We start from the raw sequence: 25492 nt of genomic DNA on the forward strand, positions 1-25492 counted from the left end.
AGCGCTTGGTCGGGCCGTCCGGGGGCGGTGGCGGCCGGTCCGGGACCGGTCGCCGCAGCCCGTGCCCCCCACGCTAGCCTCAGCCACGGACAGCGGCACGCGCCGCGGGATCAAGGGGTGTCATGAGCAGGCTGAACAGGGCGGACCGGCCCTACGACGTCGTCCTCTTCGGGGCCACCGGATTCGTCGGCGGGCTCACCGCGGGGTACCTCGCCGCACACGGGCCCGCGGGTCTGCGGTGGGCGCTCGCCGGCCGGGACGAGGACCGGCTGCGGGCGCTGCGCGAGCGGCTGCCCGGCGGCACGGACGTCGGGGTGCTGCGGGCCGACGCGGCCTCCCCGGCGAGCCTGCGCGCGCTCGCGGACCAGGCGCGTGTGGTGGCGACGACCGTGGGTCCTTTCGTCCGCCACGGCGAGCCCCTGGTCGCGGCCTGCGCGGACGCCGGCACGGACTACCTCGACCTGGCGGGCGAGCCCGAGTTCGCGGACCTGGTGTACGTCCGGCACGACGCCCGCGCGCGGGAGACGGGCGCGCGGCTGCTGCACGCGTGCGGTTTCGACTCGGTGCCGCACGACCTGGGCGTGCGCTTCACGGTCGGGCGGTTGCCGGAGGGCGTGCCGCTCACCGTGGACGGCTACGTCAGCGTGGACGCGGCCTTCTCGGGCGGCACCCTGGCCTCGACACTGGACCAGCTCGCGCGCGGGCGGCGTGTCCGGGCCGCCGCGCGGGAGCGGGGCCGGCACGAGCCGCGGCTGCTGGAGCGACGGGCGAGCGCGGCGACGGGGGCGCCGAGGTTCGCCCCCGAGGTGGGCGCCTGGGCGCTGCCGCTGCCCACGATCGACGCGCAGATCGTCCGCCGCTCGGCGCGGGCGCTGGAGCGCTACGGGCCCGACTTCCGCTACCGCAACTACGCGGCGGTACGGCGGCTGCCGGTGGCGCTCGGCGGGGTCGCGGGGGCGGTCGCGGTCACCGCGGCGGCCCAGGTGCCGCCCGCCCGCCGCTGGCTGTCGCACCGGCTGCGGCCCGGTGCAGGACCGAGCGCGGAGAAGCGGGCGCGGAGCTGGTTCACGGTGCGCTTCGTCGGCGAGGGCGGCGGCCGCCGGGTCTTCACGGAGGTGTCGGGCGGCGATCCGGGCTACGACGAGAGCGCCAAGATGTTCGCCGAGGCGGCGCTGTCCCTCGCGTTCGACGAGCTGCCGCCGACGGCCGGGCAGGTCACCACGGCGGTGGCGATGGGCGACGCGCTGACGGCGCGGCTGCGCGCGGCGGGCGTCGTCTTCCGGGTGGTGGCCGAGTTCCCGCCCGGTCAGGGCCAGAGCGTGTAGATCATTCCGGCGATCCAGCCGACGGCGGCCAGGACGGACAGGACCAGGGCCGCCAGGACGGTGCGTTCGACCGGCTGGGCGGGAGTGGGCTTCGGGGCGCGGTGTGTCGTCATGCGCCCCAGCCTCGCCGCGGGGACGGGGGCGGCACATCCGTACACGTACTCAGGCCGGGTACTCAGGAGGGGCGGCCGGGACGGGTGCTCAGGTCCGGCCCGTCCGCGTCCGGGCCGCCGCCTCCCGGAGGGCCTGCCTGCACCGGGCGTCGGCGCGGCGGGTCGTCTCCGGGAGCCGGTGGCGCGGGGTGAGGGCGAGGGTGTGGGCGCAGGCGTTGTCCAGGCCGACCCGGTGGCCGACGGAGACGAACACCGGCTTGACGCCGTCCCGGGTGCGCAGGGCGCGCCCGACCTCCTCGGTGCCCGCGAGCAGCGGCGCGGCGCTGCCGCGCGCGGTGCCCGGGTCGTCGTGGACGAAGACGAACGGGTTCTTGGCGACGCCGATGGTGGGCAGCCCGGTGAGGACGCCGAGGTGGGCGGCGAGGCCGAAGCGGCGCGGGTGGGCGAGCCCGTAGCCGTCGCAGACCACCAGGCCGGGCCCGCACGGCAGCGCGTCCAGGGCGGCCAGCACGGTGGGAATCTCCCGGAAGGCGAGCAGTCCGGGCACGTACGGGAAGGAGACCCGTCCGACGGCGGTGGCCTCGGCGACGACCTCCAGGCTCGCCGCGTCCAGCACGACGGCAGCCGCCGCCACGAGGTCGAGCGCGTCGTCGTAGGCGACGTCGACCCCCGTCACCCGGCCCGTCCCGGGCGGGGGTCCGGTCTCGTCGAGCACCACCCGCCCGCGCAGCGCGTCCTGCACCGCGCGGGCCTCCGCCTCGGTCGCGGGCCAGCCCTCGGGCACGGATACGGTCGTCATGGTCCGCCCACTGTACGGTCAGCGGCTCTCCAGCCGGGCCACGCGCCCCTTCTCCCCCGCCGCCCAGCAGCTCAGGTCGGGGGCGCAGCTCACGGTGTCGTACGAGCCGGTGTCGACGGTGCGCCAGGTGCGGCCGGCGTCGGTCGTCACATCGGTGCCGGTGGGGCCGACGGCGAGCGCGGTGGTGCGGCTGTGCGGCAGCCAGGCGACGCCCGAGCGGTAGGCGGGCGGCGGCGTGGCGGCGGGCCGCCAGGTGCGGCCCCCGTCGGAGGTGACGGCGGCGGCCCGCGGCGAGGGCTGGTCGGCGCGGAAGTCGCCGCCGACGGCCAGACCGTGGGCGCGGTCGCGGAAGGCGAGCGCGAAGACGCCGCGGGCCGGGTCGCCCGCCGGGATCGGGCTGTCGGTGGCGGTCCAGGTCAGCCCGCGGTCGCCGGAGTGCAGCACACGCGCGCGGGCCGCGCCGCCGGTGGCCAGCCAGACGTCCTTCGGCCCGGCCGTGACCAGGCACTGGCCGCTCGCCGCGAAGCCCGCCTCGCCGGTCTGGGCGGCCGGCATGCCCGCGCCGGGCAGCACCCGCCAGGAGCGCCCGCCGTCGCCGGTGGACAGGATGCGGAACCGGCCGTCCACCGGGTCGCTCATGGCGAGGCCGTGGCGCTGGTCGAAGAAGGCGAGGCAGTCGTAGAACGCGGCCGGGTCGGTGTTGCGGAAGGACTCGGTCCAGGTGGCCCCGCCGTCGTCGGTGCGGTAGACCCGGGAGGCGTCGCCCTCGCCGATGGCCAGCACGACCGCGCGCCGCGCGTCGAACGCCTCGACGTCGCGGAACTCCAGGCCGGACGCGCCCGGCGGCGAGACGTTCCGCCAGTGCGCGCCGCCGTCCGTGGTGCGCAGGACGGTGCCGCCGGTACCGGCCAGCCAGGCGGTGCGCCGGTCGACGGCGGCCAGGCCCCGGTAGCGGACCTCGGGCGTACCGCTGTCCTGGAGCTGCCAGTGCGGAGCGGGGTGGTGCGGGGCAGGGTGGTGCGGCGTCCCGGCCGCTGCGGGTCCGGCGGCCAGCGCGGCGAGCACCGCCCCCAGCGCCGCCGCCGCGGCCACCGGCCCGCGCGTCCGTCCCGCGCGTCGCCCGCGCGGCGTGCTGCCCGTATCGCCCGTGCTGTCCGTGCCGTCCGTGCCGTCCGTGCCGTCCGTGCCGTCCGTGCCGCCCATGGTGTCCGTGCTGCTCATGCGCCTCATGGCGGGCGAAGCTAGCCCACTCCCCCGCCGCCGTCCAGGGCGCCGACTGCCGCCCGCCGCACGGGAGTTCGCCCCCTTCGTGCCCGTACGGGCGTGCGGTGACCGATGTCACTCCCGATTGATGTGCACGATTCCGCCGTTTCCTACGTCTCTTCCATTGCGAGGATCCATCAGTCCGGAAGTTCGCCCAGCCGTCACGAGGGAGCAAGGCGTTGTCCACCGTCATCGAGCAGCCCGTAGAGGCCCGCCTCGTCGCCGCCGCCCCGCGCATGCCGAGCATCCCCGCCACGCTGCGCTACGACCGGCACGACCCGTTCGCCGTCCGGATGACCTTCCCGGCCCCGGCCACCCTGGAGGGCGTCGAGGTCTGCTGGACCTTCGCCCGCGAGCTCCTGGCGGCGGGCCTGGAGGGCCCCGAGGGCCACGGGGACGTACGGGTGCGGCCGTACGGCTACGACCGCACCGTCCTGGAGTTCCACGCCCCCGAGGGCACCGCCGTGGTGCACGTCCGCTCGGGCGAGATACGCCGCTTCCTGGAGGCGACCGGGAACCTGGTCCCCGTCGGCCTGGAGCACCTCCAGCTCGACCTGGACCACGACCTCGCGGAGCTGATGGGGGACACATACTGACGCGGCGGCGGCGTTAATCGCGTTGACAGCTCCTTCCGGCCCTCCGTAGCGTTCACGACGGTTCTGCTGCCGTCGATCGGAGAAGGACGTTGCTCGTCTGAGGTCCTGAGTCACCGCGTCACACCCCCGTGGGGTGTGCGCAGCGTGCGACCTCGGCGTCCGAGCCGTCCTCCGGCACAGGGCCCTTCTCCATGGCCCCCTCGCCCTTCCTGGTTGCCGCGTCGCGGTGTCTCGACACGCGTCCGCCCCTTCCGCCCCTGCGCAACCGCGAGGCCGCCATGTCATCGTCGTCATCGTCCCTGTCCCTCACCTGCACGTCCCTGACCTTCGCCTGGCCCGACGGCACCCCCGTCCTCGACGGCCTGGACGTCGCGTTCGGGCCCGGCCGCAGCGGCCTGGTCGGCGCCAACGGCTCGGGAAAGTCCACCCTGTTGAAGCTGCTCGCCGGACGACTCGCCCCGGCCGGCGGCACCGTGGGAGCCACCGGCGAGATCGGATACCTCCCGCAGAACGTCACGCTCGACACCGCCCTGCGCGTCGACGAGGCGCTCGGCGTCGCCGCACGGCGGGCCGCGCTGCACGCCATCGAGGCGGGCGACACCGCCGAGGAGCACTTCGAGACGGTCGGCGACGACTGGGACGTCGAGGAGCGCGCGCTCGCCACGCTCGGCGAACTCGGCCTCGGACACGTCGGCCTGGACCGCACCGTCGGGGAACTGTCCGGCGGCGAGTCGGTCCTGCTGTGCCTGGCCGCCCTGCTGCTGCGCCGCCCCGACGTGCTGCTGCTCGACGAACCCACCAACAATCTCGACCTGTTCGCACGCCGGCGGCTGCACGCGGCCGTCGCGTCCTGGCCGGGCGTGCTCGTCGTGGTCAGCCACGACCGTGAACTGCTCGACCTGGTCGACCGGATCGCCGAACTGCGCGCCGGGGAGGTCACCTGGTACGGCGGCAACCTCACCGCGTACGAGGAGGTGCTCGCCGGTGAACAGGAGGCGGCCGAGCGCACGGTGCGCGCCGCCGAGGCCGATCTGCGCCGGCAGAAGCGCGAACTGGCCGACGCCCGGGTCAAGCTGGCCCGGCGCAAGCGGTACGGGCAGAAGATGGCCGACCAGAAGCGCGAGCCGAAGATCGTGATGGGGGCGCGCAAGCGGGCGGCGCAGGAGTCCGCGGGCAAGCACCGCATCCTGCACGAGGAGCGGCTCGACGAGGCCCGTGAACGGCTCGACGAGGCGGTGGAGGCCGTACGGGACGACGACGAGATCCGCGTCGACCTGCCGTACACGGCCGTCCCGCAGGGCCGTGCCGTCCTGACGCTCCAGGACCTGGAGCTCGCGTACGGCGCGCGCGTGGGCGGGCGGATCGAGCTGCGCGGGCCCGAGCGGGTCGCGCTGATCGGCCGCAACGGGTCGGGGAAGACCACGCTGCTGCGCACGGTCGCCGGGCAGTTGGCGCCGGTGTCGGGCGAGGCGACGGCCCATGTGCCGCTGCGTTTCCTGCCGCAGCGTCTCGACGTCCTCGACGACGGACTGACCGTCGCGGAGAACGTGGCCCGGTTCGCGCCGGACGCCACCGCCAATCGGATCCGGGCCCGGCTGGCCCGCTTCCTGTTCCGGGGCGGGCGCGCCGACCGGCGGGCGGCGACGCTCTCCGGCGGCGAGCGCTTCCGGGCCGCCCTCGCCGCGCTGCTGCTGGCCGAGCCCGCGCCGCAGCTGCTGATGCTCGACGAGCCGACGAACAACCTGGACATGGCGAGCGTCCGGCAGCTCACCACGGCCCTGGAGTCGTACGAGGGAGCCCTCGTCGTGGCCAGTCACGACCTGCCGTTCCTGGAGTCGGCGGGCATCACCCGCTGGCTGCTCCTGACCGGCGACGGACTGCGCGAGACCTCGCCGGAAGAGATCGCCGCCGACGCGGACACGGGGGCGGGCGCGGACGCAGAACCCCTCGGTGTCAGGACGTGGCCCTCCTGAGACGCTCCGTCGCGGTGGACATCGGGAGTTCGAGGAGCTGGAAGGATGTGTGACGTGTCTGTCGGTGCGGCTGCGGGAGCCGTACGTCTGACACGTCGTCCGTACGCCGTCTGAGCAGCGGGCCTTACAGCGCACTTAACCTACGGTCTCGTAACCTACGGGTTCGTAGCCTACGATCTCGTAGGTTCCCGGCACCGCTCGCCGGTCGATTCCGCGTTCCTCCTCCGTGTACCGCCGTCCCCCTGGAGTTCCCGTGACGATCACCTCCCCCCGTGTCGACAGCCCGTCCGTCTGGACCGACGCGCGGCTGCTGTACGCCCTGGAAGAGGTGGTGGAGCAGGAGCTGAACCGGCATCTCAAGGTGGCCAAGGACTGGATGCCGCACGAGTACGTGCCGTGGGGCGACGGCCGCAACTTCCCGGGCTTCTTCGAGGACGGCGAGGCGTGGGAGAAGGAGCACTCCAAGGTCACGGACATCGGCCGTACGGCGCTGGTGGTGAATCTGCTCACCGAGGACAACCTGCCCAGCTACCACCACGAGATCGCCTCGCTCTTCGGCCGTGACGGCGCCTGGGGCACCTGGGTGCACCGCTGGACGGCCGAGGAGGGCCGGCACGGCATCGTGATGCGCGACTACCTGCTCACCTCGCGGGCGGTGGACCCGGACAAGCTGGAGCAGTTCCGCATGGCCCACATGAGCGAGGGCTTCGAGTCCGACAACCGGCACTCCATGCTGCACTCGGTCGCCTACGTCGCCTTCCAGGAGCTGGCGACCCGCATCTCGCACCGCAACACCGGCCACCAGTCGGGCGATCCGGTCTGCGACCGGATGCTGGCGCGCATCGCGACCGACGAGAACCTGCACATGGTCTTCTACCGCAACCTGCTCAAGGCGGCCTTCGAGCTCGCCCCGGACCAGACGATGCAGGCCGTCCGGGACGTCGTCGTCGGCTTCCGCATGCCCGGTCACGGCATCCCCGGCTTCGAGCGGGCCGCCGCGCAGATGGCCATCGGCGAGGTCTACAACCTGCGCATCCACCACGACGACGTCCTCCAGCCCGTGCTGCGCTTCCTGAGGGTCCTGGAGATCGACGGCCTCGGCCCGGAGGGACGCCAGGCGCAGGAGGAGCTGGGGATGTTCATGACCGGCCTCGACACGGAGGCCAGCCGCTTCGACGAGCGCCTGGCCGCCCGCAAGGCCCGCATGGCGGCCCGCGCCACGGCCTGAACCACGGCCTGGTCCACGGCCTGATCCGTCGGCGAAGTGCCCGCCCTTCCTCCCGCGTTCCACGAGGAGGGGCGGGCACTTCGCGCGTACCGCCCCGTTCCCCGGGGCGCCCGGGTCACGGCGAGGTGCGGCGCAGGGCCTGGCGTTCCTTCTCCGACAGGCCGCCCCAGACGCCGAAGCGCTCGTCGTTGTCCAGCGCGTACTCCAGGCAGGCGTCGCGGATGGGGCACATCCCGCAGATGCGCTTGGCGTCGCGCACGGAGCTGCCGGGCTCGGGGAAGAAGAAGTCGGCCCCGGTCTGCGCGCACAGCGCCCCCTCCTGCCAGGCGAGGTCGGGCGAGGTCATGGTCTCGGTGTGCATGGCCAGGATCGTGCCGAGCGGCGAAAAACGTCGGATCAACGTCCGTTCAACGCCGGGTCCATGGCCTCCTGCCGCCCCGATGATGCGCCGCCCGGCCACCGCGGCGCACGGCGGCGCGCGGACTCCTGGGGAAAACCTGGGGAATCCCCCGGATCACCCCGGGTGACGGCTCCGGCGGGCGCGACACACGGCGGGCCGGGGCGGCGGGTGTCGGTGGCCGGTGCCAGACTCGGCAGTGCACAGGACGGGACCCTTCCGAGGAGGGCGATGATGCTCACCACCCGTTTCGTCGACGGCGCTCCGAACTGGCTCGACGTCGGCACGTCCGACATCGCCGGCGCCGTCTCCTTCTACGGCTCGCTGTTCGGCTGGACGTTCCGGTCCGCCGGACCCGACGCCGGCGGCTACGGCTTCTTCCAACTGGACGGCCGGACCGTCGCCGGCGGGGCGCAGATCACCGCCGAGCAGGGTCCGCCCGCCTGGACGGTGTACTTCCGAAGCGGTGACGCGCAGGCCACGGCGAAGGCCGTCGAGCAGGCACACGGCAGGGTGCTCACCCCGCCCATGGATGTGATGGGCCAGGGCCGCATGGCGGTCTTCGCCGACCAGGCGGGCGTGCGGTTCGGGATCTGGCAGCCCGCGCTGACCAAGGGCGTGGACGTGGCCGGCGACCCCGGCTCGCTGTGCTGGACCGAGCTGTACACGGCGGACGTGGCGGCGGCCGCGGCCTTCTACAACCGCTCGCTGGGGCTGGAGACCGCGGCGGTGCCGTTCCCCGGCGGGACCTACACCTCCGTCAACCCGGAGGACGGCGGGGACGAGTCGGTGTTCGGCGGGATCGTGCCGCTGGCCGAGGACCCGTCGGAGGACACGGCGTACTGGCTGCCGTACTTCGAGGTCGAGGACCCCGACGCGGTGGCCGCGCAGGCGGAGCGCCTGGGCGGCACGGTCCGCATGGCGCCGACCACGCTGGACGGGGTGGGCCGCATGTCCAAGCTCACCGACCCCCAGGGGGCCCGCTTCGCGATCATCAGGAGCACTCCCCCGCAGGAGTGAGCGGGGGCGGGGGCGGCCCGCCGGTCAGGCGGAGGCCCTGCGGATCAGCGTGGTCGGGAGGATCGTGCTGACCGGCGGGGCCCCGTCGTCCTGAGCCGGCGCGCGGCCCGGCCGCGGCCTGGCGGCCGGCGTCGTGGTGTTCAGCAGCAGCCGGGTCATCAGGCGGCCCATCTCCTCGATGTCCTGGCGGACCGTCGTCAGCGGCGGGTCGCTGCGCTCCGCGACGAGCAGCATGTCGTCGAAGCCGATCACGGCGACGTCCTCGGGCACCCGCCGTCCGCTCGCGCGCAGCACCTCCAGCGCCCCCGCCGCCATGAGGTCGTTCGCGGCGAACACCGCGTCCACGTCCGGGCACCGCTCCAGCAGGTCCCGCATGGCCCGCTCCCCGCCGGACGGCGTGAAGTCGCTCTCCACGACCAGCCGCGGGTCGGCGTCCCCCGTGACGTCCCGGTACCCGTCGAGCCGGTCCACCGCGGAGGTCTGGTCGAGCGGCCCGGTGATGTGCGCTATCCGGGTCCGGCCCAGGCCGACGAGATGGCGTACGGCCTCGCGGGCGCCGCCCCGGTTGTCGCTGTCCACGTAGACCGGGGAGCCGTCCTTCCAGTCGGGCCGCCCGCCGAACACCGTGGGCACGCCGGCGCCCTGGATGAGCCCGGGGAGCGGGTCGTCGAGGTGCAGGGAGAAGACGAGCGCGCCGTCGACGTGACCGCCTGCGAGGTACCGGGCGACCCGCGCGTGGTCGGCCCGCCCCTCCGTCAGGAGCAGGACGAGCTGGTTGTCGTGGGCCGTCAGCTCCTTGCTGATGCCGCGCAGTTGGAGGGCGAAGAAGGGGTCGGCGAAGACCCGGGTCTCGGGTTCGGCGACGACGACGGCGACCGCGTCGTGCCGGCGGGTGACCAGGCTGCGGGCCGCCTGGTTGGGCACGTACCCGAGTTCCTCGACGGCCCGCCGCACCCGCTCCACGAGGGTTTCCCGGACGCCGTCCCCGCCGTTGACGACCCGCGACACGGTGGCCCGCGACACCCCGGCCCGCGCGGCGACGGCCTCCAGGGTGGGACGCGGCGCTGTCTCGGTCACTTCGGGACTCCTCATCGGCGGCTGCCGATCAGGATACGGCCGGGGTCAGTGGTGGTGCGGCTCGTAGCCGGGGATCGTCCCGTCCGTCTTCTTCACCAGGAACAGCCCCACCATCCCCATGTCGGAGTGGCTCTGGACGTGGCAGTGGTACATCCACGCGCCCGCCCCGACGCCCTCCCCGGCGATCACCTGGAAGCCGAAGGAGTCGGCCGGGCCGACGATCTTGTTGTCGACGACCCGGCTCGGGTCGTCGGGTCCGGTGAGCAGCCCGGTGCGGTTGTCCGCCCAGCGGTGACCGTGCATGTGGAAGGTGTGGTAGTACTCGCCGTGCGTGATCATCACGAACTCGACGCGGTCCCCGACCGTCGCCTCGAAGTCCGGACCGGTGTGCGGCTGCCGGTTGTTGATGGTCATGTCGTTGAAGACGATCGTGTGGGTCGCGTCCGGCAGGACGTCTCCCTTGCGCCGCACGGTCACCGGCCCGTACAGGCCGGCCCGGATGCCGCCGGTGCCGTGCTCGGTGCCGACGACATGGTCGTGGTAGTGCCAGTAGCCCGCGCTGCCCGCCCGCCAGGTGCCGTCCCCCCGACGGCCGGGGGCGTGGGTGCGCCAGGTGTAGGTGCGGGTGCCGCCGGGCTCGACGTCGCTCCGGTTCAGCTTGGTCCCGTCGCTGGAGATCTCGTAGTCCAGGCCGTGCACGTGCAGGCTCGCGGGGACGTCCATGGTGTTCTCGAACTCGATGTGCAGCGTGTCGCCCTCGTTGAGTTCGATGAGCGGCCCGGGGACCGTGGCCTTGCCCTTCTCGAAGCCGTAGCCCATCTGTCCGTCGTCCAGGCGCTCGGCGTAGAGCTTGATCCGCTTCACCTCGCCGCCGGCCGGCGCGGTGCGTGCCGGGCCGGCCGCGCCCACCGCCTCGGGCGCCAGGGACAGGGAGGTGGCCACCACCGCGCCCCCGAGCAGCACCCGCCGGTTGAAACCGCGTCTGTCCATGCCGAACTCCCCACGCTGGTACGGAATTTGCGGAGACGAATCCTGATGAACCGGTGAGACGGTACCGGTCCGGGCTTCGTTTATCCACACTCAGGACAAAGTTCGTGCCATTGCGGTCATACCTATTGGCGAGTCGGGCAAAGAGGTCTAGCTTCCTTGGCGTTTGCTGTGACCGACGAGGGGTGTGTGACCACATGCGGTTCACCACGCATCGAATGTCCGAGGGATTAGCCGGGACGAGCGGGAGGAGACGCGCCTGGGCGGCCACCGTGAGCGCGGGTGTCGTGGTGGCGGGGCTGCTCTCGGGTCCCGCCGCGAGCGCGCGTCCGGAGCCCGCTCCGTCCCCGACGACGATGTCGATCAAGTCGCCCCCGGGCGGCGCCAACGTACGGGTGCTGATCTTCTACGGCTCGGCCGCGGCCGGCGACGAGTCGCCGGTGGTGAACGCCGGGATCGAGGCCATCGAGCGGATCGGGCTGTCCGGCCCGGCCGCGGAGCGTTTCAAGGTCGAGGCCACCGACGACGCCTCGGTCTTCACCAATGCGACGAAGCTCGGCCGTTTCAACTCGGTGGTGTTCCTGACCGGCGGCGGTGACGTCCTCGACCCGGAGCAGGAGGCGGGTCTCGAGGCGTACATGGAGGCGGGCGGCGGTTTCCTCGGCGTCCACGACGCGGCCCGCGCGGAGCCCTATTCGGACTGGTTCACCGGTCTGATCGGCGCCCGTCCGGCCGCGAGCAGCCCGGCCGAGGTGCAGCGGGCGACCGTCGAGGTGGGCGACCGCCAAAATCCGGCCACCCGGAACCTGCCGGTCCAGTGGAAGCGGCCCGACCAGTGGCTGAACTGGGTGAAGAACCCGTCCGGCGAGGTGCACACGGTGGCCCGGGTACGTGAGTCGACGTACCGGCCGGGCCAGGGCGCGGCCGGCTGGGACCACCCGGTGAGCTGGTGCCGCGACTACGACGGCGGCCGGTCCTTCTACACCGGCATGGGCGGCACTGCGTCGTCGTACGACGAGACGGACTTCCGTGACCACCTGCGCGGCGCGCTGCTGTGGACGACCCGTCTGGCACAGGCCGACTGCACGGCGACGATCACCGCCGACTACAAGGCGGAGCGCCTGACCCAGCCCAACCAGCCGGGGCAGAGCGACCAGATCGGCGAGCCGCACGGCCTGGTCACGGCGCCCGACGGCCGGGTGTTCTACATCGGCCGGGGCGGCGCCGACGGCTCCCAGCCCGTGGTGACGGACTGGAACAACCCGGACATCGGCAAGGGCAAGGGCCAGATCCACGTCTACGACCCGAAGACCAAGAAGGTCACCCTGGCGGGCGAGCTGACGGTCTTCGGCAACAAGGGCGGCGGCGACGAACTCGTCAAGGTCGAGGAGGGCCTGCTCGGCATCGAGCTGGACCCGCGCTTCGAGCAGAACGGCTGGGTGTACCTGCACTACACGCCGCACTCGCAGCTCAACCGCGACACGCAGATGGCCGAGCGCCGCGTCTCGCGCTTCACGCTGGACCCCGCCACGAACAAACTGGACCTGAGCAGTGAGAAGGTGCTGCTCAAGTGGCCGGTCCAGGTGCACAGTTGCTGCCACGCGGGCGGCGGGATGGCCTGGGACTCCAAGGGCAACCTGTACATCGCGACCGGCGACAACAACTCCAGCGGGTTCAGCGACGGTTACTCGGGCAACAACCCGCAGCCCAACTACAAGGGCGTGTCCTTCGCCGACGCGCGCCGCACCGCCGGCAACACCAACAACCTCAACGGCAAGATCCTGCGCATCCACCCGGAGCCCGACGGCACGTACACCCTGCCCGCGGGGAACCTCTTCACGGGCCAGGAGACGGACGAGGGCGGCGGCAAGACGCGTGGCGAGATCTATGTGATGGGCGTGCGCAACCCGGCGCGCATCTCGGTCGACAAGGCCACCGACACGCTGTACGCGGGCTGGGTCGGCCCGGACGCGAACAACCCGTCCACGACCTGGGGCCCGGCCAAGTACGACACGTTCGCGGTGATCACCAAGGCGAGCAACCGGGGCTGGCCGTACTGCATGGGCAACAAGCAGCCCTACCGGGACCGCAATCTGCCCGACCCGTCGAAGCCGCTGGGCTGGTACGACTGCGACCACCCGAAGAACGAGTCGCCGAACAACGACGGTCTCGTCAACCTGCCGCCGGTCACCGGGAACAACATCTGGTACTCGCCCCAGGGCGGCGCCCCGGACTACCCGCGTGACGCGAACGGCATCCCCTCGTACAAGCAGGCGGAGGCCACCTTCCAGCTGCCGTGGCTCAAGGGTGGCGGGCAGGCCGCGATGAACGGTCCCGTCTACCGCTACGACGCGGCGAGCACGAGCGCCGTGAAGTGGCCCGCGTACTGGGACGGCAAGTGGTTCGTCGGCGACTTCTACGACGCCGACCAGCCGCGCAACGCCGTGGTCATGGACCCGAAGACCCAGGGCGACGGCGGTCTGCCGGTGCACTCGGAGTCGCTGAAGAAGATCGTGCCGGTCGGCAACGACGGCATCAAGAACCTGATGGACTGGAAGTTCGGTCCGGACGGCTCGCTGTACGTCCTCGACTACGGGCGCGGCTTCTTCACCTCGGACGCCAAGTCGGCCCTGTGGCGGATCACCTACACCGGCGGTGGGCCCACCCCGGCCGCCGACCAGCTCGCGAGGGGGGCACAGTGATACGGCAGCGAAGAGTCCTGACGGCCCTGCTGGCCGCGGTGCTCATGATGCTCGGGCTCCAGGCGGCCCCGGCGCTCGGCCGGGACGAGGCGGCCCCGGCCGCCCAGCAGGTGCTCAACTGGACCGCGGGCGACGACATCACCAAGTACGGCTCGGCGCCGACGACGGCGGTGGCGGGCACGGCGACGATCGTCTTCGAGAACAGCGCGGCGACCGGCAACACCATGGGCATGCCGCACACGCTGACGTTCGTCACCTCGGACCCCGAGTTCAACAGCGACGTCCAGCTGAACATCCTGGCCAACCCGAACGACGCCCAGGGCGGCCGGCACACCGCCGAGGTGACGCTCACCCCGGGCCGCTACTTCTACCACTGCACGATCCCCGGCCACGGCCAGATGCAGGGCATCCTGGTGGTCACCGAGGGCGACGGCTCGGACACGACGGCGCCGGAGACCTCGGCGCGCGTGGACGGCACGCGCAACGCGCAGGGCGAGTACGTCGGTTCGGCGAGCGTGACGGTCTCCGCGACCGACGGCGGCTCGGGCGTGGACCGCGTCGAGTACGCGATCGGTGACACGGGCGCCTGGCTGCCGTACACCGCGCCGGTGGTCGTCGACCAGGTGGGCGCCCAGCACGTCCGCTACCGGGCGACGGACAAGGCCGGCAACACGGCCGCGGAGAAGAGCGTCGACTTCACCGTCGTCGCCCCGCCGTCCGACGACACGGCCCCGCCGGAGACCTCGGCGACGGTCAGCGGCGAGCGGAACGGGGACGGCGCCTACCTGGACATGGCGACGGTGACCGTCACCGCGTCGGACACCGGGTCCGGGGTCAACTCCATCGAGTACGCGGTCGACTCGGGTGCCTGGCAGCCGTACACCGCGCCCGTGATGGTCCACCAGGTCGGCACGCACACCGTGCGCTACCGGGCCACGGACAAGGCGGGCAACCAGGCCGCCGAGAAGAGCGTCGGCTTCACGGTCGTCGCGACGCCCCCGCAGGACACCACCGCCCCCGTGACCGGGGTGAACGTGACCGGCACGCGCAACTCCAACGGGGCGTACGTCGGCAACGCCAAGGTGACCGTGTCCGCCACGGACGAGGGCGGTTCGGGCGTCGCGGGCATCGAGTACTCGCTCGACGCCGGGCCCTACCTGGCGTACACCGCGCCGGTGGTGGTCGACCGTGCCGGCGCGCACACGGTGGCGTACCGGGCGAGCGACAGGGCGGGGAACACCTCCGACGCGCGCACGGTGAGCTTCTCGGTCGTCGCCGGCGGCGGAGTGCCCGCGCCCAACTGCCCCGAGTTCGACGAGCGGTTGACGGTCATCGTCGGCACGGTCGACTCGGGTGTGCCGAACCGGGTGACGAACAACCGGTGCCGGATCAACGAGTTGATCGAGGACGAGCGGGAGTGGACGTCCCAGGCGCTGTTCCTCAAGCACGTGGGCACGGTCCTCGACGCTCTGCTGACCGAGGGCGTCGTCGACAAGCGTGAGGTGCGGGCGGTCGAGAAGGCCGCGCGGCAGTCGGGCATCGGCAAGCCGGGCCAGACGAACGGCTACCGCACGATCTTCGACGGCACCGCGGGCTCACTGGCCAAGTGGGAGCACGTGGGCGGCGGTTCGTTCGCGCTGAACCCCGACGGGACGATCACCAGCGGCACCAGCCGGGACGGCCTCGGCATGCTCTGGTTCCCCGAGCGCAAGTACGGCGACTTCTCGCTCAAGCTCCAGTGGCGTGACGACGCTCCGGGCACGGGCAACGCCAACTCCGGTGTGTTCGTGCGCTTCCCGTGGGTCCACGACCACCCGGAGGAGTCACGGCCGGAGTGGGTCGCCATCGAGTACGGGCACGAGGTGCAGGTGTTCGACAGCCCGACCGGCGACATGTACAAGACCGGTTCGATCTACGGGTTCGACCGGGTAGGGCTCGCCGGGGCCCAGGTCACGCAGAAGGGCACCTGGAACGACTACGAGATCCGCGTGGTCGACCAGCACTACTCCGTGTACCGCAACGGCGTGCTGATCAACGAGTTCGACAACATCGGCGGTCAGGTCTTCTCACCGCCGCGGTCGGACGACCCGGGCACGGACGGCCGCCGGTTCGCCTCCGGTTACATCGGCCTCCAGGTCCACAGCACGACGGACGTCGTCTCCTACCGCGACATCCGCATCAAGGAGCTGTAGCACCCGCACACGGCTCACGCACGTCGCACACCGCACAGGGGCCGGCCCGGCGACACACCCGGGCCGGCCCTCGTCGTTCCCCGCCCGCCCGCGTCGTCCCGCGGTCCCCCGGGGGTCTACTCGGCGGGCGGCGCCGCCTTCGCCCGGCTCGGCTGCACCCGCTTGGGCTCACCGGGCATCTTCGGGTACTCCGGCGGGTACGGCAGGTCGCCCAGGCCGTGGTCCTGCTCGTCCTTGCGGGCGAGTTCGAGCAGGGCCTCCAGGGAGAAGGCGTGGTCGTCCATGTCCGCGTGCACGTCGCCGAGTTCGGCGAAGCGCGCGGGCATCGTGGCGAGGTCGAAGTCCTCGGGCCGTACGTCGTCGACCTCGTCCCAGCGCAGCGGCGCCGAGACGGGGGCGTGCGGTCGCGGGCGCACCGAGTAGGCGGAGGCGATGGTGCGGTCGCGGGCGGTCTGGTTGTAGTCGACGAAGATGCGCTCGCCGCGCTCCTCCTTCCACCACTTGATCGTCACCCGGTCCGGCGTCCGCCGCTCCAGCTCCCGGCCCACGGCGATCGCGGCCCGGCGCACCTGGGTGAAGGTCCAGCGGGGCTCGATCGGCACGAACACATGCAGTCCGCGGCCCCCGGAGGTCTTGGGCCAGCCGCGCAGTCCCCCGAACTCGTCGAGCACGGCCCGCAGTTCGTGGGCGGCGCGGACGGCGTCGGCGAACTCGGTGCCGGGCTGGGGGTCGAGGTCGATCCGGAGTTCGTCGGGCCGGTCGACGTCGGCGCGGCGCACCGGCCAGGGGTGGAAGGTGAGGGTGCCGAACTGCGCGGCCCACAGCACGGCGGCCTCCTCGGTGGGGCACATCTCGTCCGCGCTGCGCCCGCTGGGGAAGGTGATGTGGGCGGTCGGGATCCAGTCGGGCATGTTCTTCGGCGCCCGCTTCTGGAAGAAGGACTCGCCGGTGACGCCGTCCGGATGGCGCTCCAGGGTGGTGGGCCGGTCGCGCAGGGCGCGTAGGATGCCGGGGCCGACCGCCAGGTAGTACCGGGCGAGGTCCAGCTTGGTGAAACCGCGCTCCGGGAAGAAGACCTTGTCGGGACTGGACAGCCGTACGGTCCGGCCGCCCGTCTCCAGTTCCACCGCACCAGCCATGCGCCCACGCTAGGCCCGCGCCCCCTCGCGCGCACCCCGGCGCACGACGGGCGCCCCCGCCGGACCGCTCCTACAGTCGGAGCATGGATCTGCCGGTGATGCCGCCCGTGAAGCCGATGCTCGCCAAGGCGGTGGCGAGGATCCCGCCGGGCATGCACTACGAGGCCAAGTGGGACGGGTTCCGTGCGATCGTCTTCCGCGACGGCGCCGAGGTCGAGCTCGGGAGCCGTACCGGCAAGCCGCTGACCAGGTACTTCCCGGAACTGGTGGAGGCGCTGGAGGAGCGGCTGCCCGAGCGGTGCGTGCTGGACGGGGAGATCGTCATCGCCCGGGAGGGGCGGCTGGACTTCGACGCGCTGACCGAGCGCATCCACCCGGCGGACTCCCGGGTACGGCTCCTCGCCCGGACGACGCCCGCCTCCTTCGCCGCCTTCGACCTGCTCGCGCTCGCCGACGAGTCCCTGCTGGACGTCCCGCTGACGGACCGGCGGGCGCTGCTGGAGCGGGCGCTGTCCGGGACGACGGCGCCGGTGCACCTGGCGCCGGCGACGACGGACACCGAGGTGGCCCGGCGGTGGTTCGAGCAGTACGAGGGCGCGGGCCTGGACGGGGTGATCGCCAAGCCGCCCGACCTGCGCTATCTGCCGGACCAGCGGGCCATGTTCAAGATCAAGCACGAGCGGACGGCGGACGTGGTGGTGGCGGGCTACCGGCTGCACAAGAGCGGCCCGGTGGTGGGCTCGCTGCTGCTCGGGCTGTACGACGACCGGGGCGCGCTCCAGCACGTGGGGGTCTCGGCGGCCTTCGCCATGAAGAGGCGCGCCGAACTGGTCGAGGAGCTGGAACCGCTGCGGCTCGACGACGTGTCCGGGCATCCGTGGGCGGCCTGGTCGGACGAGGCCGCGCACGAGACGGCCCGGCTGCCGGGGGCGCCGAGCCGCTGGTCGGGCCGGAAGGACCTGTCGTGGGTGCCGCTGCGGCCGGAGCGGGTGGCGGAGGTGGCGTACGACCACATGGAGAACGGGGTGCGGTTCCGGCACACGGCACGCTTCCGCCGCTGGCGTCCGGACCGCACACCGGAGAGCTGCACGTACGCCCAGCTGGAGGAGCCGGTGCGCTACGACCTCACGGAGATCCTGGGCCCCGGCGCCTGACCCGCCGTGACCCGGTCACGGCGGATGAGGCGGACCGGCGATCCGGTGGACCGGCGATCGGGTGGGCCGGTCGCGGTGCTCCGATCGGCGTAGTCGTCGCGCACGGCCGGAATCAATCGGGTAGGGCCATCGATGAACCGATGAACACACCATCGATGGCACGGACGGGGTGGCACCGTGGGCATGGGGCACTCGGCGCGCGGACGGCGCGCCCTCACGACGGCGGCCGTGCTGGCCGCGACGATCACCACCGTCCTGACCTCGGGCTGCACCACGGCGCACCGGCCGGGCGACGACGGCCGCGGCAAGAACCAGGCGCCCACGCCGACCGTCGGCGCCCGGGTCTCCGAGGCGCCCCGGGCCGCGGGTCCGGTCCTGGCCGTGAAGATCGACAACGTGCGCGCGGCCCGCCCGCAGACCGGTCTGGACACGGCCGACGTGGTGTACGCGGAGCAGGTCGAGGGCGGCCTGAGCCGGCTGATGGCGGTGTACGCGTCCCGGCTGCCCCGCGCGGTCGGGCCGGTGCGCAGCGCCCGCGAGTCCGACCTGGAGCTGCTGCGCCAGTTCGACCGGCCGACGCTGGCGTTCTCGGGTGCCCAGCACAAGCTGCTGCCGCTGATCGGCAGGGCGCCGCTGCTGCCACGCACGCCCGACAACACCTCCGGCGCCTACTACCGCGACGGCGCCGGGCCCGCGCCGCACAACCTCTATCTGCGCCCGGACCGGCTGATGCCCTCGGCGCCCGGCGCGGCGGCGCTGACCACCGGCTTCCGCTACGGCCCGGCCCCCGGGGGCGGCAGTCCGGAGACCTCGCGCACGGTGCGCTACCCGGCGGCGCGCTTCACGTTCACCTGGTCGGCGGAGCGCGGGCGCTGGCTGGTCGCCATGGACGGCACGCCCGCGACGACGGCCGACGGCGGCCGGGTGGCCCCGGCGACGGTCGTGGTGCAGTACGTGACGGTGCGTCCCTCCGCCTTCCACGACGTGCTCGGCAGCACCACCCCGTACACCGGGACGGTGGGCTCGGGGACCGCGCGGGTGCTGCGCGACGGGCGGGTCTACGACGCCACCTGGAAGCGTCCCTCGGCGACCGCGGGCACCGAGTTCAACACGACGGACGGCGCGCCGATGCCCTTCGCGCGGGGCCAGGTGTGGGTGGTGTTCGCACGGGCCGGGTCCTGAGCCGGGCATCGGGGCCGGAGCCGGAGGTGGGAGTGCGGGCCGGGGGTCAGGGCCGGGTGACGAGGGGTTCCGCGGGGTTCCGCAGGCCCTCGGCCGCGTCCGACACCCGGCGCAGCAGGTCGAAGAACTGGGCCTGTTCCCCGGCGGAGAGCGGGGCGAGGAAGACCTGGTTCATCCGGGCGGTGCGCAGCACGAGCCTGCGGTGGGTGCGCACCCCGTCGTCCGTGAGGCGCAGCAGGGAGCGGCGGCCGTCGGCCGGGTCGCGGACCTTGTCGAGCAGCCCGCGCCGGCCGAGGCGGCTGATCACCTCGGCGATCGTCGAGCGGTCGAGCCCCACCCGCTCCCCCACGGTGCGCTGGTCGAGCCCCGGTTCGGCGACGAGCGCGTTGAGGACCGCGAACTGCGGCGAGGTGATCTCCTCGGAGACCATCGTGTTCCACAGCAGGTAGTGGGCCTGCTGGAGCCGCCGGGCCAGGTGCCCGGGGTGGGTGGTGAGGTCCACCGCGGCCATAAGCGCTCCCGAGGTCGAATTCGTTGGTGCACTGAACAATACCTTCAGCAGCCCACCCTGTCTGTGACCATGTCGGCCGTCGCTCCCCAGCTCTTGACGTTGCGATGCGAGCGATGGCAGCGTGAGAACACCTCGCTTGAATACTCAGTGCCCTGATGAATTGGTGGGAAGGTCCGCCGTCGGGCGCCAGGAAGAGATGGGGCTGCACGGATGGACAAGGTGGTCGCCTCCGCACAGGAGGCGGTGGGCGACGTGCCGGACGGCGCGTCGCTCGCGGTCGGCGGATTCGGTCTGAGCGGTGTGCCGAACGTGCTGATCGAGGCGTTGTACGAGCGCGGGGTGGGCGGTCTGTCCGTCGTCTCCAACAACTGCGGGGCGATGGACTCGGGCCTCGCGGTGCTGCTGGGCGCGGGTCGGATCGCGCGGGTGACCGGGTCGTACATCGGCGCGAACAAGGAGTTCGCCCGGCAGTACCTGGCCGGGGAGCTGGAGGTCGAGCTGATCCCGCAGGGCACGCTCGCCGAGCGGCTGCGGGCGGGCGGCGCGGGCATCCCCGCGTTCTTCACGCCGGCCGGGGTCGGCACACAGGTCGCCGAGGGCGGACTGCCGTGGCGCTACGACGGCTCGGGCGGCGTCGCCCTGGCCTCCCCCGCCAAGGAGGTACGGGAGTTCGACGGCACCGAGTACGTGCTGGAGCGGGGCATCCGGACCGACTTCGCGCTGGTGCGCGCGGCGAAGGGCGACCGGCACGGGAACCTCGTGTTCAACAAGTCCACCCGCAACTTCAACCCCCTCGCCGCGATGGCCGGCCGGATCACGGTCGCCGAGGTCGAGGAGCTGGTCGAGCCCGGCGCGATCGACCCGGACGCGGTGCACCTGCCGGGGATCTTCGTGCAGCGGGTGGTGGCGCTCACCCCCGAGCAGGCGTCGGACAAGCGGATCGAGCAGCGGACGGTGAGCGGCTGATGGCCTGGACGCGCGAGGAGATGGCCGCGCGCGCGGCGCGCGAGCTGAAGGACGGGCAGTACGTCAACCTGGGCATCGGACTGCCGACGCTGATCCCCAATCACCTGCCCGCGGGGGTGGAGGTGGTGCTGGAGTCGGAGAACGGCATCCTCGGCACCGGCCCCTACCCGGCCGAGGACGCGGTCGACCCCGATCTGATCAACGCGGGCAAGGAGACCGTGACGGTCCTGCCCGGCGCCTCCTTCTTCGACTCCGCCCTGTCGTTCGCGATGATCCGCGGCGGGCACATCGACGTGGCCGTGCTCGGTGCCATGCAGGTGTCGGCGCGCGGCGACCTCGCCAACTGGGCGGTCCCGGGCAAGCTGGTGACGGGCATCGGGGGCGCGATGGACCTGGTGCACGGCGCCCGCACGGTGGTCGTCGTCATGACGCACACCACGAAGGACGGCTCCCCGAAGATCCTCGACGAGTGCGCGCTGCCGCTCACGGGCCGGGCGTGTGTGAACCGTGTCATCACCGATCTGGGTGTTCTCGACGTCACCGCCGAGGGCCTGGTGCTGGTGGAGTGCGCGCCGGGCGTCAGCCCCGAGGAGATCGTCGCGAAGACCGCCGCCGAGGTACGCGTCCCCGAGGGGATCGGGTCATGAGCGGCGGCCTGAAGGACGTCTACGTCGTCGACGCCGTGCGCACCCCGTTCGGCCGCTACAACGGCGCGCTCGCGGGCGTGCGCCCCGACGACCTCGCCGCCCACGCGATCCGTGAACTCCTCGCCCGCACCCCGGACCTGGACCCGGCGCGCATCGACGACGCCCACCAGCTCGCCCGCAGGGGCGGCGGAACCGGTGTCGCCGCCCTCTGCATCGGCGTCGGCCAGGGCCTCGCCCTCGCCCTCGAACGCTAGGAACCCCCATGTCGCTCACCCAGCAGGACATCGACCAGGAGATCGCGGCCGAACGCGCCGCCTACGGCAAGCGGGTCGCCGACGGGGCCCCGGTGGAGCACCATCCGCACCGCGGCTACGCGCCCTACCGCTCCTCCGTGCTGCGCCACCCCCACCGGCCCCCCGTGGCCATCGACGTCACCCGGGACCCCGAGGCGGTCGAGCTGCACGCCCCCGCCTTCGGGGAGCGGGACCTCACCGAGATCGACAACGACCTGACCCGGCAGCACACCGGGGAGCCGATCGGCGAGCGGATCACCGTCTCCGGGCGGCTGCTGGACCGCGACGGACGGCCGGTGCGGGGGCAGCTCGTGGAGATCTGGCAGGCCAACGCGGCCGGCCGCTACGCCCACCGGCGCGAACAGCACGACGCCCCGCTCGACCCCCATTTCACGGGCGTCGGCCGTACCCTCACCGACGCCGACGGGACCTACCGGTTCACGACGATCCAGCCCGGCCCCTACCCCTGGCGCAACCACGTCAACGCCTGGCGCCCGGCGCACATCCACTTCTCCCTGTTCGGCGCGGCGTTCACCCAGCGGCTGGTGACGCAGATGTACTTCCCCAACGACCCGCTGTTCCCGTACGACCCGATCCTCCAGTCCGTGACGGACGACGCGGCACGGCAGCGGCTGGTCGCGACCTACGACCACGCGCTGTCGGTGCCCGAGTTCTCGCTCGGCTACCACTGGGACATCGTGCTCGACGGCCCGCACGCCACCTGGATCGAGGAAGGGCGCTGACCCGCATGACGAAGATCGACACGAACCGGCCGGAGAACGTGCTGCCCACGCCCTCGCAGACGGTCGGCCCCTTCTACGGCTACGCGCTGCCCTTCCCCGGCGGCGGCGACATCGCACCCGTCGGCCACCCGGACACGATCACGCTCCACGGGCAGGTGTACGACGGCGAGGGCCGGCCCCTGCCGGACGCCCTGCTGGAACTGTGGGGCCCGGCCCCGGACGGCACCGTGCCGCGGGTGGACGGCTCGATGCCGCGCGACGCGGCCACGGGCGGCCACACCGGCCGCAGCGGAGTGGAGTTCACCGGCTGGGGCCGGGTCCAGACGGACGCGAGCGGGCACTGGTACGCGCGCACCCTGCGCCCCGGCGCGCTCGGCCGCAGCGCCCCGTACATCAGCGTGTGCGTGTTCGCCCGGGGCCTGCTGATGCATCTGTTCACCCGGATCTACCTGCCGGGCGACGAGGCCGCGCTGGCCGCCGACCCGCTGCTGGCCCGCGTCGACGAGGAGCGCCGCGGCACGCTGATCGCGGCCGACGAGGGCCGCGGGACGTACCGCTTCGACGTCCGCCTCCAGGGCGAGGGCGAGACGGTCTTCCTGGAGTTCCAGTGACGTCCGGCCCCGCCGGGCACACCGACCCGCCCGAGGACGCCGACGCCGGGCTGCTCGCCCCCGGGTGGGCGGCGTCCCGGGCGGCGGCGGCCACCGGTGACCTCGCCTTCCTGCGGGCGCTGCTCGACGCGGAGACCGCGCTGACCCGCGCCCAGACCGCGCTGGGGCTCGCCCCGGCCGGGGCCGCCGCGGCGGTGGCCGGGGCCGCCGACCCCGGCGCGTTCGACGTGCGCTCCCTGGCCCTGCGCGCCCGCGCGGGCGGGAACCCGGTCATCCCGCTGGTCGCCGACCTGACCCGGCGGACGGGCGAGGAGTACGGGCCGTACGTGCACCGGGGCGCGACCAGCCAGGACATCATGGACACGGCGACGATGCTGGTCGCCGTGCGCACCCTGGACCTGGTCCTCGCCGACCTCGCGCGCACCGAGCGGGCGCTGGCCGCGCTGGCCGCCGGGCACCGGGACACGGTGCTGCCGGGGCGGACGCTCACCCAGCACGCGGTGCCGACCACGTTCGGTCTGAAGGCGGCCGGATGGCGGGCGCTGGTGCTCGACGCGCGCGACCGCACGACGGCCGTACGGGACTCCCTCCCCGCCCAACTCGGCGGCGCGGCGGGCACGCTGGCGGCGTTCACGGCGTACGGCGCCGAGGACGCGACCGCGCTCCCGGCGGCGTACGCGCGGGAACTCGGGCTGCGGGCCCCGCTGTTGCCGTGGCACACCCTGCGCACCCCGGTCGCCGACCTCGCCGGGTGCCTGGCCTTCACGGCGGGCGCACTCGGCAAGCTCGGCGTGGACGTGCTCACGCTCTCCCGCACCGAGATCGCCGAGGTCGCCGAGGGCGGCGGCGGGGCGTCGTCGACAATGCCGCACAAGTCCAACCCGGTGCGCGCCACCCTGCTCGCGGCCGGAGCCCGGCGCGCCCCGCAGCTCGCCGCGACGCTGTACGGCTCGCTGGCCGCCGAGGACGAGCGTCCGGCCGGCGCCTGGCACGCCGAGTGGGAGCCGCTGCGGGAACTGCTGCGGCTGGTGGGCGCCGCGGCGGAGGGCGCGGCGGAGCTGGCCGAGGGGCTGGAGGTCCGCCCGGAGTCCATGCGCCGCAATCTGGGCCTCACGCACGGGCTGATCGTCTCCGAGCGGCTGTCCGCCGAGCTGGCGCCCCTGCTCGGCCGCGCCCGCGCCAAGGAGCTGCTGACCGAACTCGCCCGCCGCGCCCACTCGGAGAACCGCCCCCTCTCCGAGCTCCTCGCCGAACAGCCCGAGTTGAAGGACACCGACCTCGACACCCGGGCCGATCCGGCCGACTACACCGGATCGGCCGCCGTCCTCACCGACCGTGCCCTGGAGCGACGTTGACCCTGCACCACCTCATCGAAGGCCCGCCCGACGCTCCCCCGCTGCTGCTGGGACCCTCGCTCGGCACCTCGTACGCCCTGTGGGACGCGGTCGCGCCCGAACTGGCCGTCACCCACCGGGTGGTGCGCTGGGACCTGCCGGGGCACGGGGGTTCGGCGGCGGACCTGATCGGGCCGGGCGCGAGCGTTGGCGACCTCGCGGACCTGGTGCTGGCGCTCGCCGACTCCCTCGGCGTCGACCGGTTCTCCTACGCGGGGGTCTCGCTCGGGGGCGCGGTGGGACTGCATCTCGCCGTGCACCACCCCGACCGGCTGGCGTCGCTGGCCGTGCTGTGCTCCTCCGCCCACTTCAACGGGCCGGGACCCTGGCGGGAGCGGGCGGAGCGGGTGCGGAAGGAGGGCATGGAGTGGCTGGCGGAGAGCGCGGACGCCCGCTGGTTCACCCCCGGCTTCACCGTGCCCCGGCTGGTGCGCGACCACCGGGAGGCCGACCCGGAGGCGTACGCCGCCTGCTGCGACGCGCTGGCCGCGTTCGATCTGCGCGACCGGCTGGCCCGGATCACCGCCCCGACCCTGCTGGTCGCGGGCCGGAACGATCCCGCCACCCCGCCCGCCCACCTCCGGGAGATCGCCGACGCGGTGCCGGACGCCGCGCTCGTGGAGATCCCCGGCGCCTCGCACCTGGCGCCCGCCCAGTGCCCCGAGGCGGTGCTGACCGCGCTGCGCACCCACTTCGACGGGGGCGCCCGGCGTGGCACGGCCGTGCGCCGCGAGGTGCTCGGCGACGCCCACGTGGACCGCGCGCAGGCCCGGCAGACCCCCTTCACGGCCCGGTTCCAGGACTTCATCACCCGCTACGCCTGGGGCGAGATCTGGACCGACCCGACGCTGTCCCGCCGCGAACGCAGCATGATCACGCTGACGGCGCTGGTCGCCCACGGCCACCTCGACGAGCTGGCGATGCATGTGCGCGCCGCACGGCGCAACGGGCTCACCCCCGAGGAGATCGGGGCGGTCCTGCTCCAGACGGCCGTGTACTGCGGGGTCCCGGCGGCCAACGCGGCGTTCGCCACGGCCCGGCGGGCGCTCGCCGAGGAGGCCGAGGAGGCCGAGGAGGCGGAGGAGGCGGAGGAGGCCGACGGCCCGGAGGCGTCCGGACGAGGGTGACCCCGCTGGTCGTACCTCCAGCGGCAGCACCCGCCGGACGGACGCCGTGCCTA

Annotated in this window: 23 protein-coding genes and 1 pseudogene; 16 read left to right on the plus strand and 8 right to left on the minus strand. The window is 73.4% G+C overall.

Annotated features, from left to right (window positions below; all coding sequences use genetic code 11):
* Positions 1-122 precede the first annotated feature (122 nt).
* On the plus strand, positions 123-1325 hold the full coding sequence (locus AB0F77_RS02330; RefSeq protein WP_361940021.1) for a saccharopine dehydrogenase NADP-binding domain-containing protein: 1203 nt from the start codon (positions 123-125) through the stop codon (positions 1323-1325).
* Here AB0F77_RS02330 and AB0F77_RS02335 read toward each other — a convergent pair.
* From AB0F77_RS02335 to AB0F77_RS02345, 3 genes are all read right to left on the minus strand, one after another.
* Positions 1307-1438 carry a hypothetical protein gene (locus tag AB0F77_RS02335; protein ID WP_361940024.1) on the minus strand — a complete coding sequence of 44 codons (132 nt, stop codon included), beginning with the start codon at positions 1436-1438 and terminating at the stop codon, positions 1307-1309. The two genes, AB0F77_RS02330 and AB0F77_RS02335, sit on opposite strands and share 19 nt — an antisense overlap.
* An 88-nt stretch (positions 1439-1526) precedes the next feature.
* Complete coding sequence (locus AB0F77_RS02340) at positions 1527-2237, minus strand: endonuclease V (protein ID WP_361940027.1); 711 nt, start codon at positions 2235-2237, stop codon at positions 1527-1529.
* Between the two features lie 18 nt (positions 2238-2255).
* Entirely contained in the window at positions 2256-3329 is a 1074-nt protein-coding gene (locus AB0F77_RS02345; RefSeq protein ID WP_361940567.1) for an oxidoreductase, read from the minus strand.
* Positions 3330-3679: 350 nt separating this feature from the next.
* On the opposite strand from AB0F77_RS02345, the gene AB0F77_RS02350 reads away from it, so the two are divergent.
* From AB0F77_RS02350 to AB0F77_RS02360, 3 genes are all read left to right on the plus strand, one after another.
* On the plus strand, positions 3680-4096 hold the full coding sequence (locus AB0F77_RS02350) for an SsgA family sporulation/cell division regulator (protein ID WP_361940030.1): 417 nt from the start codon (positions 3680-3682) through the stop codon (positions 4094-4096).
* Positions 4097-4374: 278 nt separating this feature from the next.
* The gene (locus AB0F77_RS02355) at positions 4375-6069 is read left to right on the plus strand and encodes an ATP-binding cassette domain-containing protein (RefSeq protein ID WP_361940033.1); all 1695 of its coding nucleotides are present in this window, start codon (positions 4375-4377) and stop codon (positions 6067-6069) included.
* Positions 6070-6322: 253 nt separating this feature from the next.
* Positions 6323-7297 carry an acyl-ACP desaturase gene (locus AB0F77_RS02360; RefSeq protein ID WP_361940036.1) on the plus strand — a complete coding sequence of 325 codons (975 nt, stop codon included), beginning with the start codon at positions 6323-6325 and terminating at the stop codon, positions 7295-7297.
* Positions 7298-7412: 115 nt separating this feature from the next.
* Here the strand turns inward: AB0F77_RS02360 and AB0F77_RS02365 are convergent, their stop codons facing one another.
* Entirely contained in the window at positions 7413-7658 is a 246-nt protein-coding gene (locus AB0F77_RS02365) for a WhiB family transcriptional regulator (protein WP_361940039.1), read from the minus strand.
* A gap of 270 nt (positions 7659-7928) precedes the next feature.
* Between AB0F77_RS02365 and AB0F77_RS02370 the strand changes: the two genes are divergently transcribed.
* Positions 7929-8714, plus strand: a complete 786-nt coding sequence (locus tag AB0F77_RS02370) for a VOC family protein (RefSeq protein WP_361940042.1) — start codon at positions 7929-7931, stop codon at positions 8712-8714.
* Positions 8715-8738: 24 nt separating this feature from the next.
* On the opposite strand, the gene AB0F77_RS02375 is transcribed toward AB0F77_RS02370, so the two are convergent.
* The gene (locus AB0F77_RS02375) at positions 8739-9791 is read right to left on the minus strand and encodes a LacI family DNA-binding transcriptional regulator (protein WP_361940045.1); all 1053 of its coding nucleotides are present in this window, start codon (positions 9789-9791) and stop codon (positions 8739-8741) included.
* 45 nt (positions 9792-9836) lie between these two features.
* On the minus strand, positions 9837-10781 hold the full coding sequence (locus AB0F77_RS02380; protein ID WP_361940048.1) for a multicopper oxidase domain-containing protein: 945 nt from the start codon (positions 10779-10781) through the stop codon (positions 9837-9839).
* Positions 10782-10996: 215 nt separating this feature from the next.
* Here AB0F77_RS02380 and AB0F77_RS02385 point away from each other — a divergent pair, with 215 nt between their 5' ends.
* Positions 10997-13480 (plus strand): ThuA domain-containing protein, encoded by a 2484-nt coding sequence (locus AB0F77_RS02385; RefSeq protein WP_361940051.1) that lies wholly within the window; start codon positions 10997-10999, stop codon positions 13478-13480.
* Positions 13481-13524: 44 nt separating this feature from the next.
* Positions 13525-15672, plus strand: coding sequence for a family 16 glycoside hydrolase (locus AB0F77_RS02390; protein WP_361940570.1), 2148 nt, complete (start codon positions 13525-13527; stop codon positions 15670-15672).
* A 116-nt stretch (positions 15673-15788) separates the two neighbouring features.
* On the opposite strand, the gene ligD is transcribed toward AB0F77_RS02390, so the two are convergent.
* Complete coding sequence (gene ligD / locus AB0F77_RS02395; protein WP_361940054.1) at positions 15789-16811, minus strand: non-homologous end-joining DNA ligase; 1023 nt, start codon at positions 16809-16811, stop codon at positions 15789-15791.
* An 83-nt stretch (positions 16812-16894) separates the two neighbouring features.
* Here ligD and AB0F77_RS02400 point away from each other — a divergent pair, with 83 nt between their 5' ends.
* Positions 16895-17965 carry an ATP-dependent DNA ligase gene (locus AB0F77_RS02400; RefSeq protein ID WP_361940057.1) on the plus strand — a complete coding sequence of 357 codons (1071 nt, stop codon included), beginning with the start codon at positions 16895-16897 and terminating at the stop codon, positions 17963-17965.
* Between the two features lie 183 nt (positions 17966-18148).
* Entirely contained in the window at positions 18149-19147 is a 999-nt protein-coding gene (locus AB0F77_RS02405) for a DUF3048 domain-containing protein (RefSeq protein WP_361940060.1), read from the plus strand.
* A gap of 46 nt (positions 19148-19193) precedes the next feature.
* Here the strand turns inward: AB0F77_RS02405 and AB0F77_RS02410 are convergent, their stop codons facing one another.
* On the minus strand, positions 19194-19658 hold the full coding sequence (locus AB0F77_RS02410) for a MarR family winged helix-turn-helix transcriptional regulator (RefSeq protein WP_361940062.1): 465 nt from the start codon (positions 19656-19658) through the stop codon (positions 19194-19196).
* A 210-nt stretch (positions 19659-19868) separates the two neighbouring features.
* Between AB0F77_RS02410 and AB0F77_RS02415 the strand changes: the two genes are divergently transcribed.
* The 7 genes and pseudogenes from AB0F77_RS02415 to pcaD all read left to right on the plus strand — a co-directional run bounded on the left by AB0F77_RS02415 (position 19869) and on the right by pcaD (position 25439).
* The gene (locus AB0F77_RS02415) at positions 19869-20624 is read left to right on the plus strand and encodes a CoA transferase subunit A (RefSeq protein ID WP_361940065.1); all 756 of its coding nucleotides are present in this window, start codon (positions 19869-19871) and stop codon (positions 20622-20624) included.
* Positions 20624-21271 carry a 3-oxoacid CoA-transferase subunit B gene (locus tag AB0F77_RS02420; protein WP_361940068.1) on the plus strand — a complete coding sequence of 216 codons (648 nt, stop codon included), beginning with the start codon at positions 20624-20626 and terminating at the stop codon, positions 21269-21271. Before AB0F77_RS02415 ends, AB0F77_RS02420 begins: the two co-directional genes overlap by 1 nt.
* A gap of 8 nt (positions 21272-21279) precedes the next feature.
* A pseudogene (locus tag AB0F77_RS02425) lies at positions 21280-21432 on the plus strand (3-oxoadipyl-CoA thiolase); the annotation flags it as partial.
* 101 nt (positions 21433-21533) lie between these two features.
* On the plus strand, positions 21534-22307 hold the full coding sequence (gene pcaH / locus AB0F77_RS02430) for a protocatechuate 3,4-dioxygenase subunit beta (protein WP_361940071.1): 774 nt from the start codon (positions 21534-21536) through the stop codon (positions 22305-22307).
* Positions 22308-22312: 5 nt separating this feature from the next.
* Positions 22313-22918, plus strand: coding sequence for a protocatechuate 3,4-dioxygenase subunit alpha (gene pcaG / locus AB0F77_RS02435; protein WP_361940074.1), 606 nt, complete (start codon positions 22313-22315; stop codon positions 22916-22918).
* Positions 22915-24273 carry a 3-carboxy-cis,cis-muconate cycloisomerase gene (gene pcaB, locus AB0F77_RS02440; RefSeq protein ID WP_361940077.1) on the plus strand — a complete coding sequence of 453 codons (1359 nt, stop codon included), beginning with the start codon at positions 22915-22917 and terminating at the stop codon, positions 24271-24273. Before pcaG ends, pcaB begins: the two co-directional genes overlap by 4 nt.
* Positions 24270-25439 carry a 3-oxoadipate enol-lactonase gene (pcaD, locus tag AB0F77_RS02445; RefSeq protein ID WP_361940080.1) on the plus strand — a complete coding sequence of 390 codons (1170 nt, stop codon included), beginning with the start codon at positions 24270-24272 and terminating at the stop codon, positions 25437-25439. The genes pcaB and pcaD overlap by 4 nt, the downstream gene beginning before the upstream one ends.
* The last annotated feature ends 53 nt before the right edge of the window (positions 25440-25492 follow it).

Origin of the sequence: Streptomyces sp. NPDC026672 (genome assembly GCF_040638185.1) — a bacterium.
Classification (GTDB): domain Bacteria; phylum Actinomycetota; class Actinomycetes; order Streptomycetales; family Streptomycetaceae; genus Streptomyces.

Coding starts and splice junctions, on each gene's coding strand:
- AB0F77_RS02330 (WP_361940021.1), top strand. CDS start 123: ATGAGCAGGCTGAACAGGGCGGACCGGCCCTACGACGTCGTCCTCTTC.
- AB0F77_RS02335 (WP_361940024.1), bottom strand. CDS start 1,438: ATGACGACACACCGCGCCCCGAAGCCCACTCCCGCCCAGCCGGTCGAA.
- AB0F77_RS02340 (WP_361940027.1), bottom strand. CDS start 2,237: ATGACGACCGTATCCGTGCCCGAGGGCTGGCCCGCGACCGAGGCGGAG.
- AB0F77_RS02355 (WP_361940033.1), top strand. CDS start 4,375: ATGTCATCGTCGTCATCGTCCCTGTCCCTCACCTGCACGTCCCTGACC.
- AB0F77_RS02365 (WP_361940039.1), bottom strand. CDS start 7,658: ATGCACACCGAGACCATGACCTCGCCCGACCTCGCCTGGCAGGAGGGG.
- AB0F77_RS02370 (WP_361940042.1), top strand. CDS start 7,929: ATGCTCACCACCCGTTTCGTCGACGGCGCTCCGAACTGGCTCGACGTC.
- AB0F77_RS02380 (WP_361940048.1), bottom strand. CDS start 10,781: ATGGACAGACGCGGTTTCAACCGGCGGGTGCTGCTCGGGGGCGCGGTG.
- AB0F77_RS02385 (WP_361940051.1), top strand. CDS start 10,997: ATGTCCGAGGGATTAGCCGGGACGAGCGGGAGGAGACGCGCCTGGGCG.
- AB0F77_RS02390 (WP_361940570.1), top strand. CDS start 13,525: ATGATGCTCGGGCTCCAGGCGGCCCCGGCGCTCGGCCGGGACGAGGCG.
- ligD (WP_361940054.1), bottom strand. CDS start 16,811: ATGGCTGGTGCGGTGGAACTGGAGACGGGCGGCCGGACCGTACGGCTG.
- AB0F77_RS02400 (WP_361940057.1), top strand. CDS start 16,895: ATGGATCTGCCGGTGATGCCGCCCGTGAAGCCGATGCTCGCCAAGGCG.
- AB0F77_RS02405 (WP_361940060.1), top strand. CDS start 18,149: ATGGGGCACTCGGCGCGCGGACGGCGCGCCCTCACGACGGCGGCCGTG.
- AB0F77_RS02410 (WP_361940062.1), bottom strand. CDS start 19,658: ATGGCCGCGGTGGACCTCACCACCCACCCCGGGCACCTGGCCCGGCGG.
- AB0F77_RS02415 (WP_361940065.1), top strand. CDS start 19,869: ATGGACAAGGTGGTCGCCTCCGCACAGGAGGCGGTGGGCGACGTGCCG.
- AB0F77_RS02420 (WP_361940068.1), top strand. CDS start 20,624: ATGGCCTGGACGCGCGAGGAGATGGCCGCGCGCGCGGCGCGCGAGCTG.
- pcaH (WP_361940071.1), top strand. CDS start 21,534: ATGTCGCTCACCCAGCAGGACATCGACCAGGAGATCGCGGCCGAACGC.
- pcaG (WP_361940074.1), top strand. CDS start 22,313: ATGACGAAGATCGACACGAACCGGCCGGAGAACGTGCTGCCCACGCCC.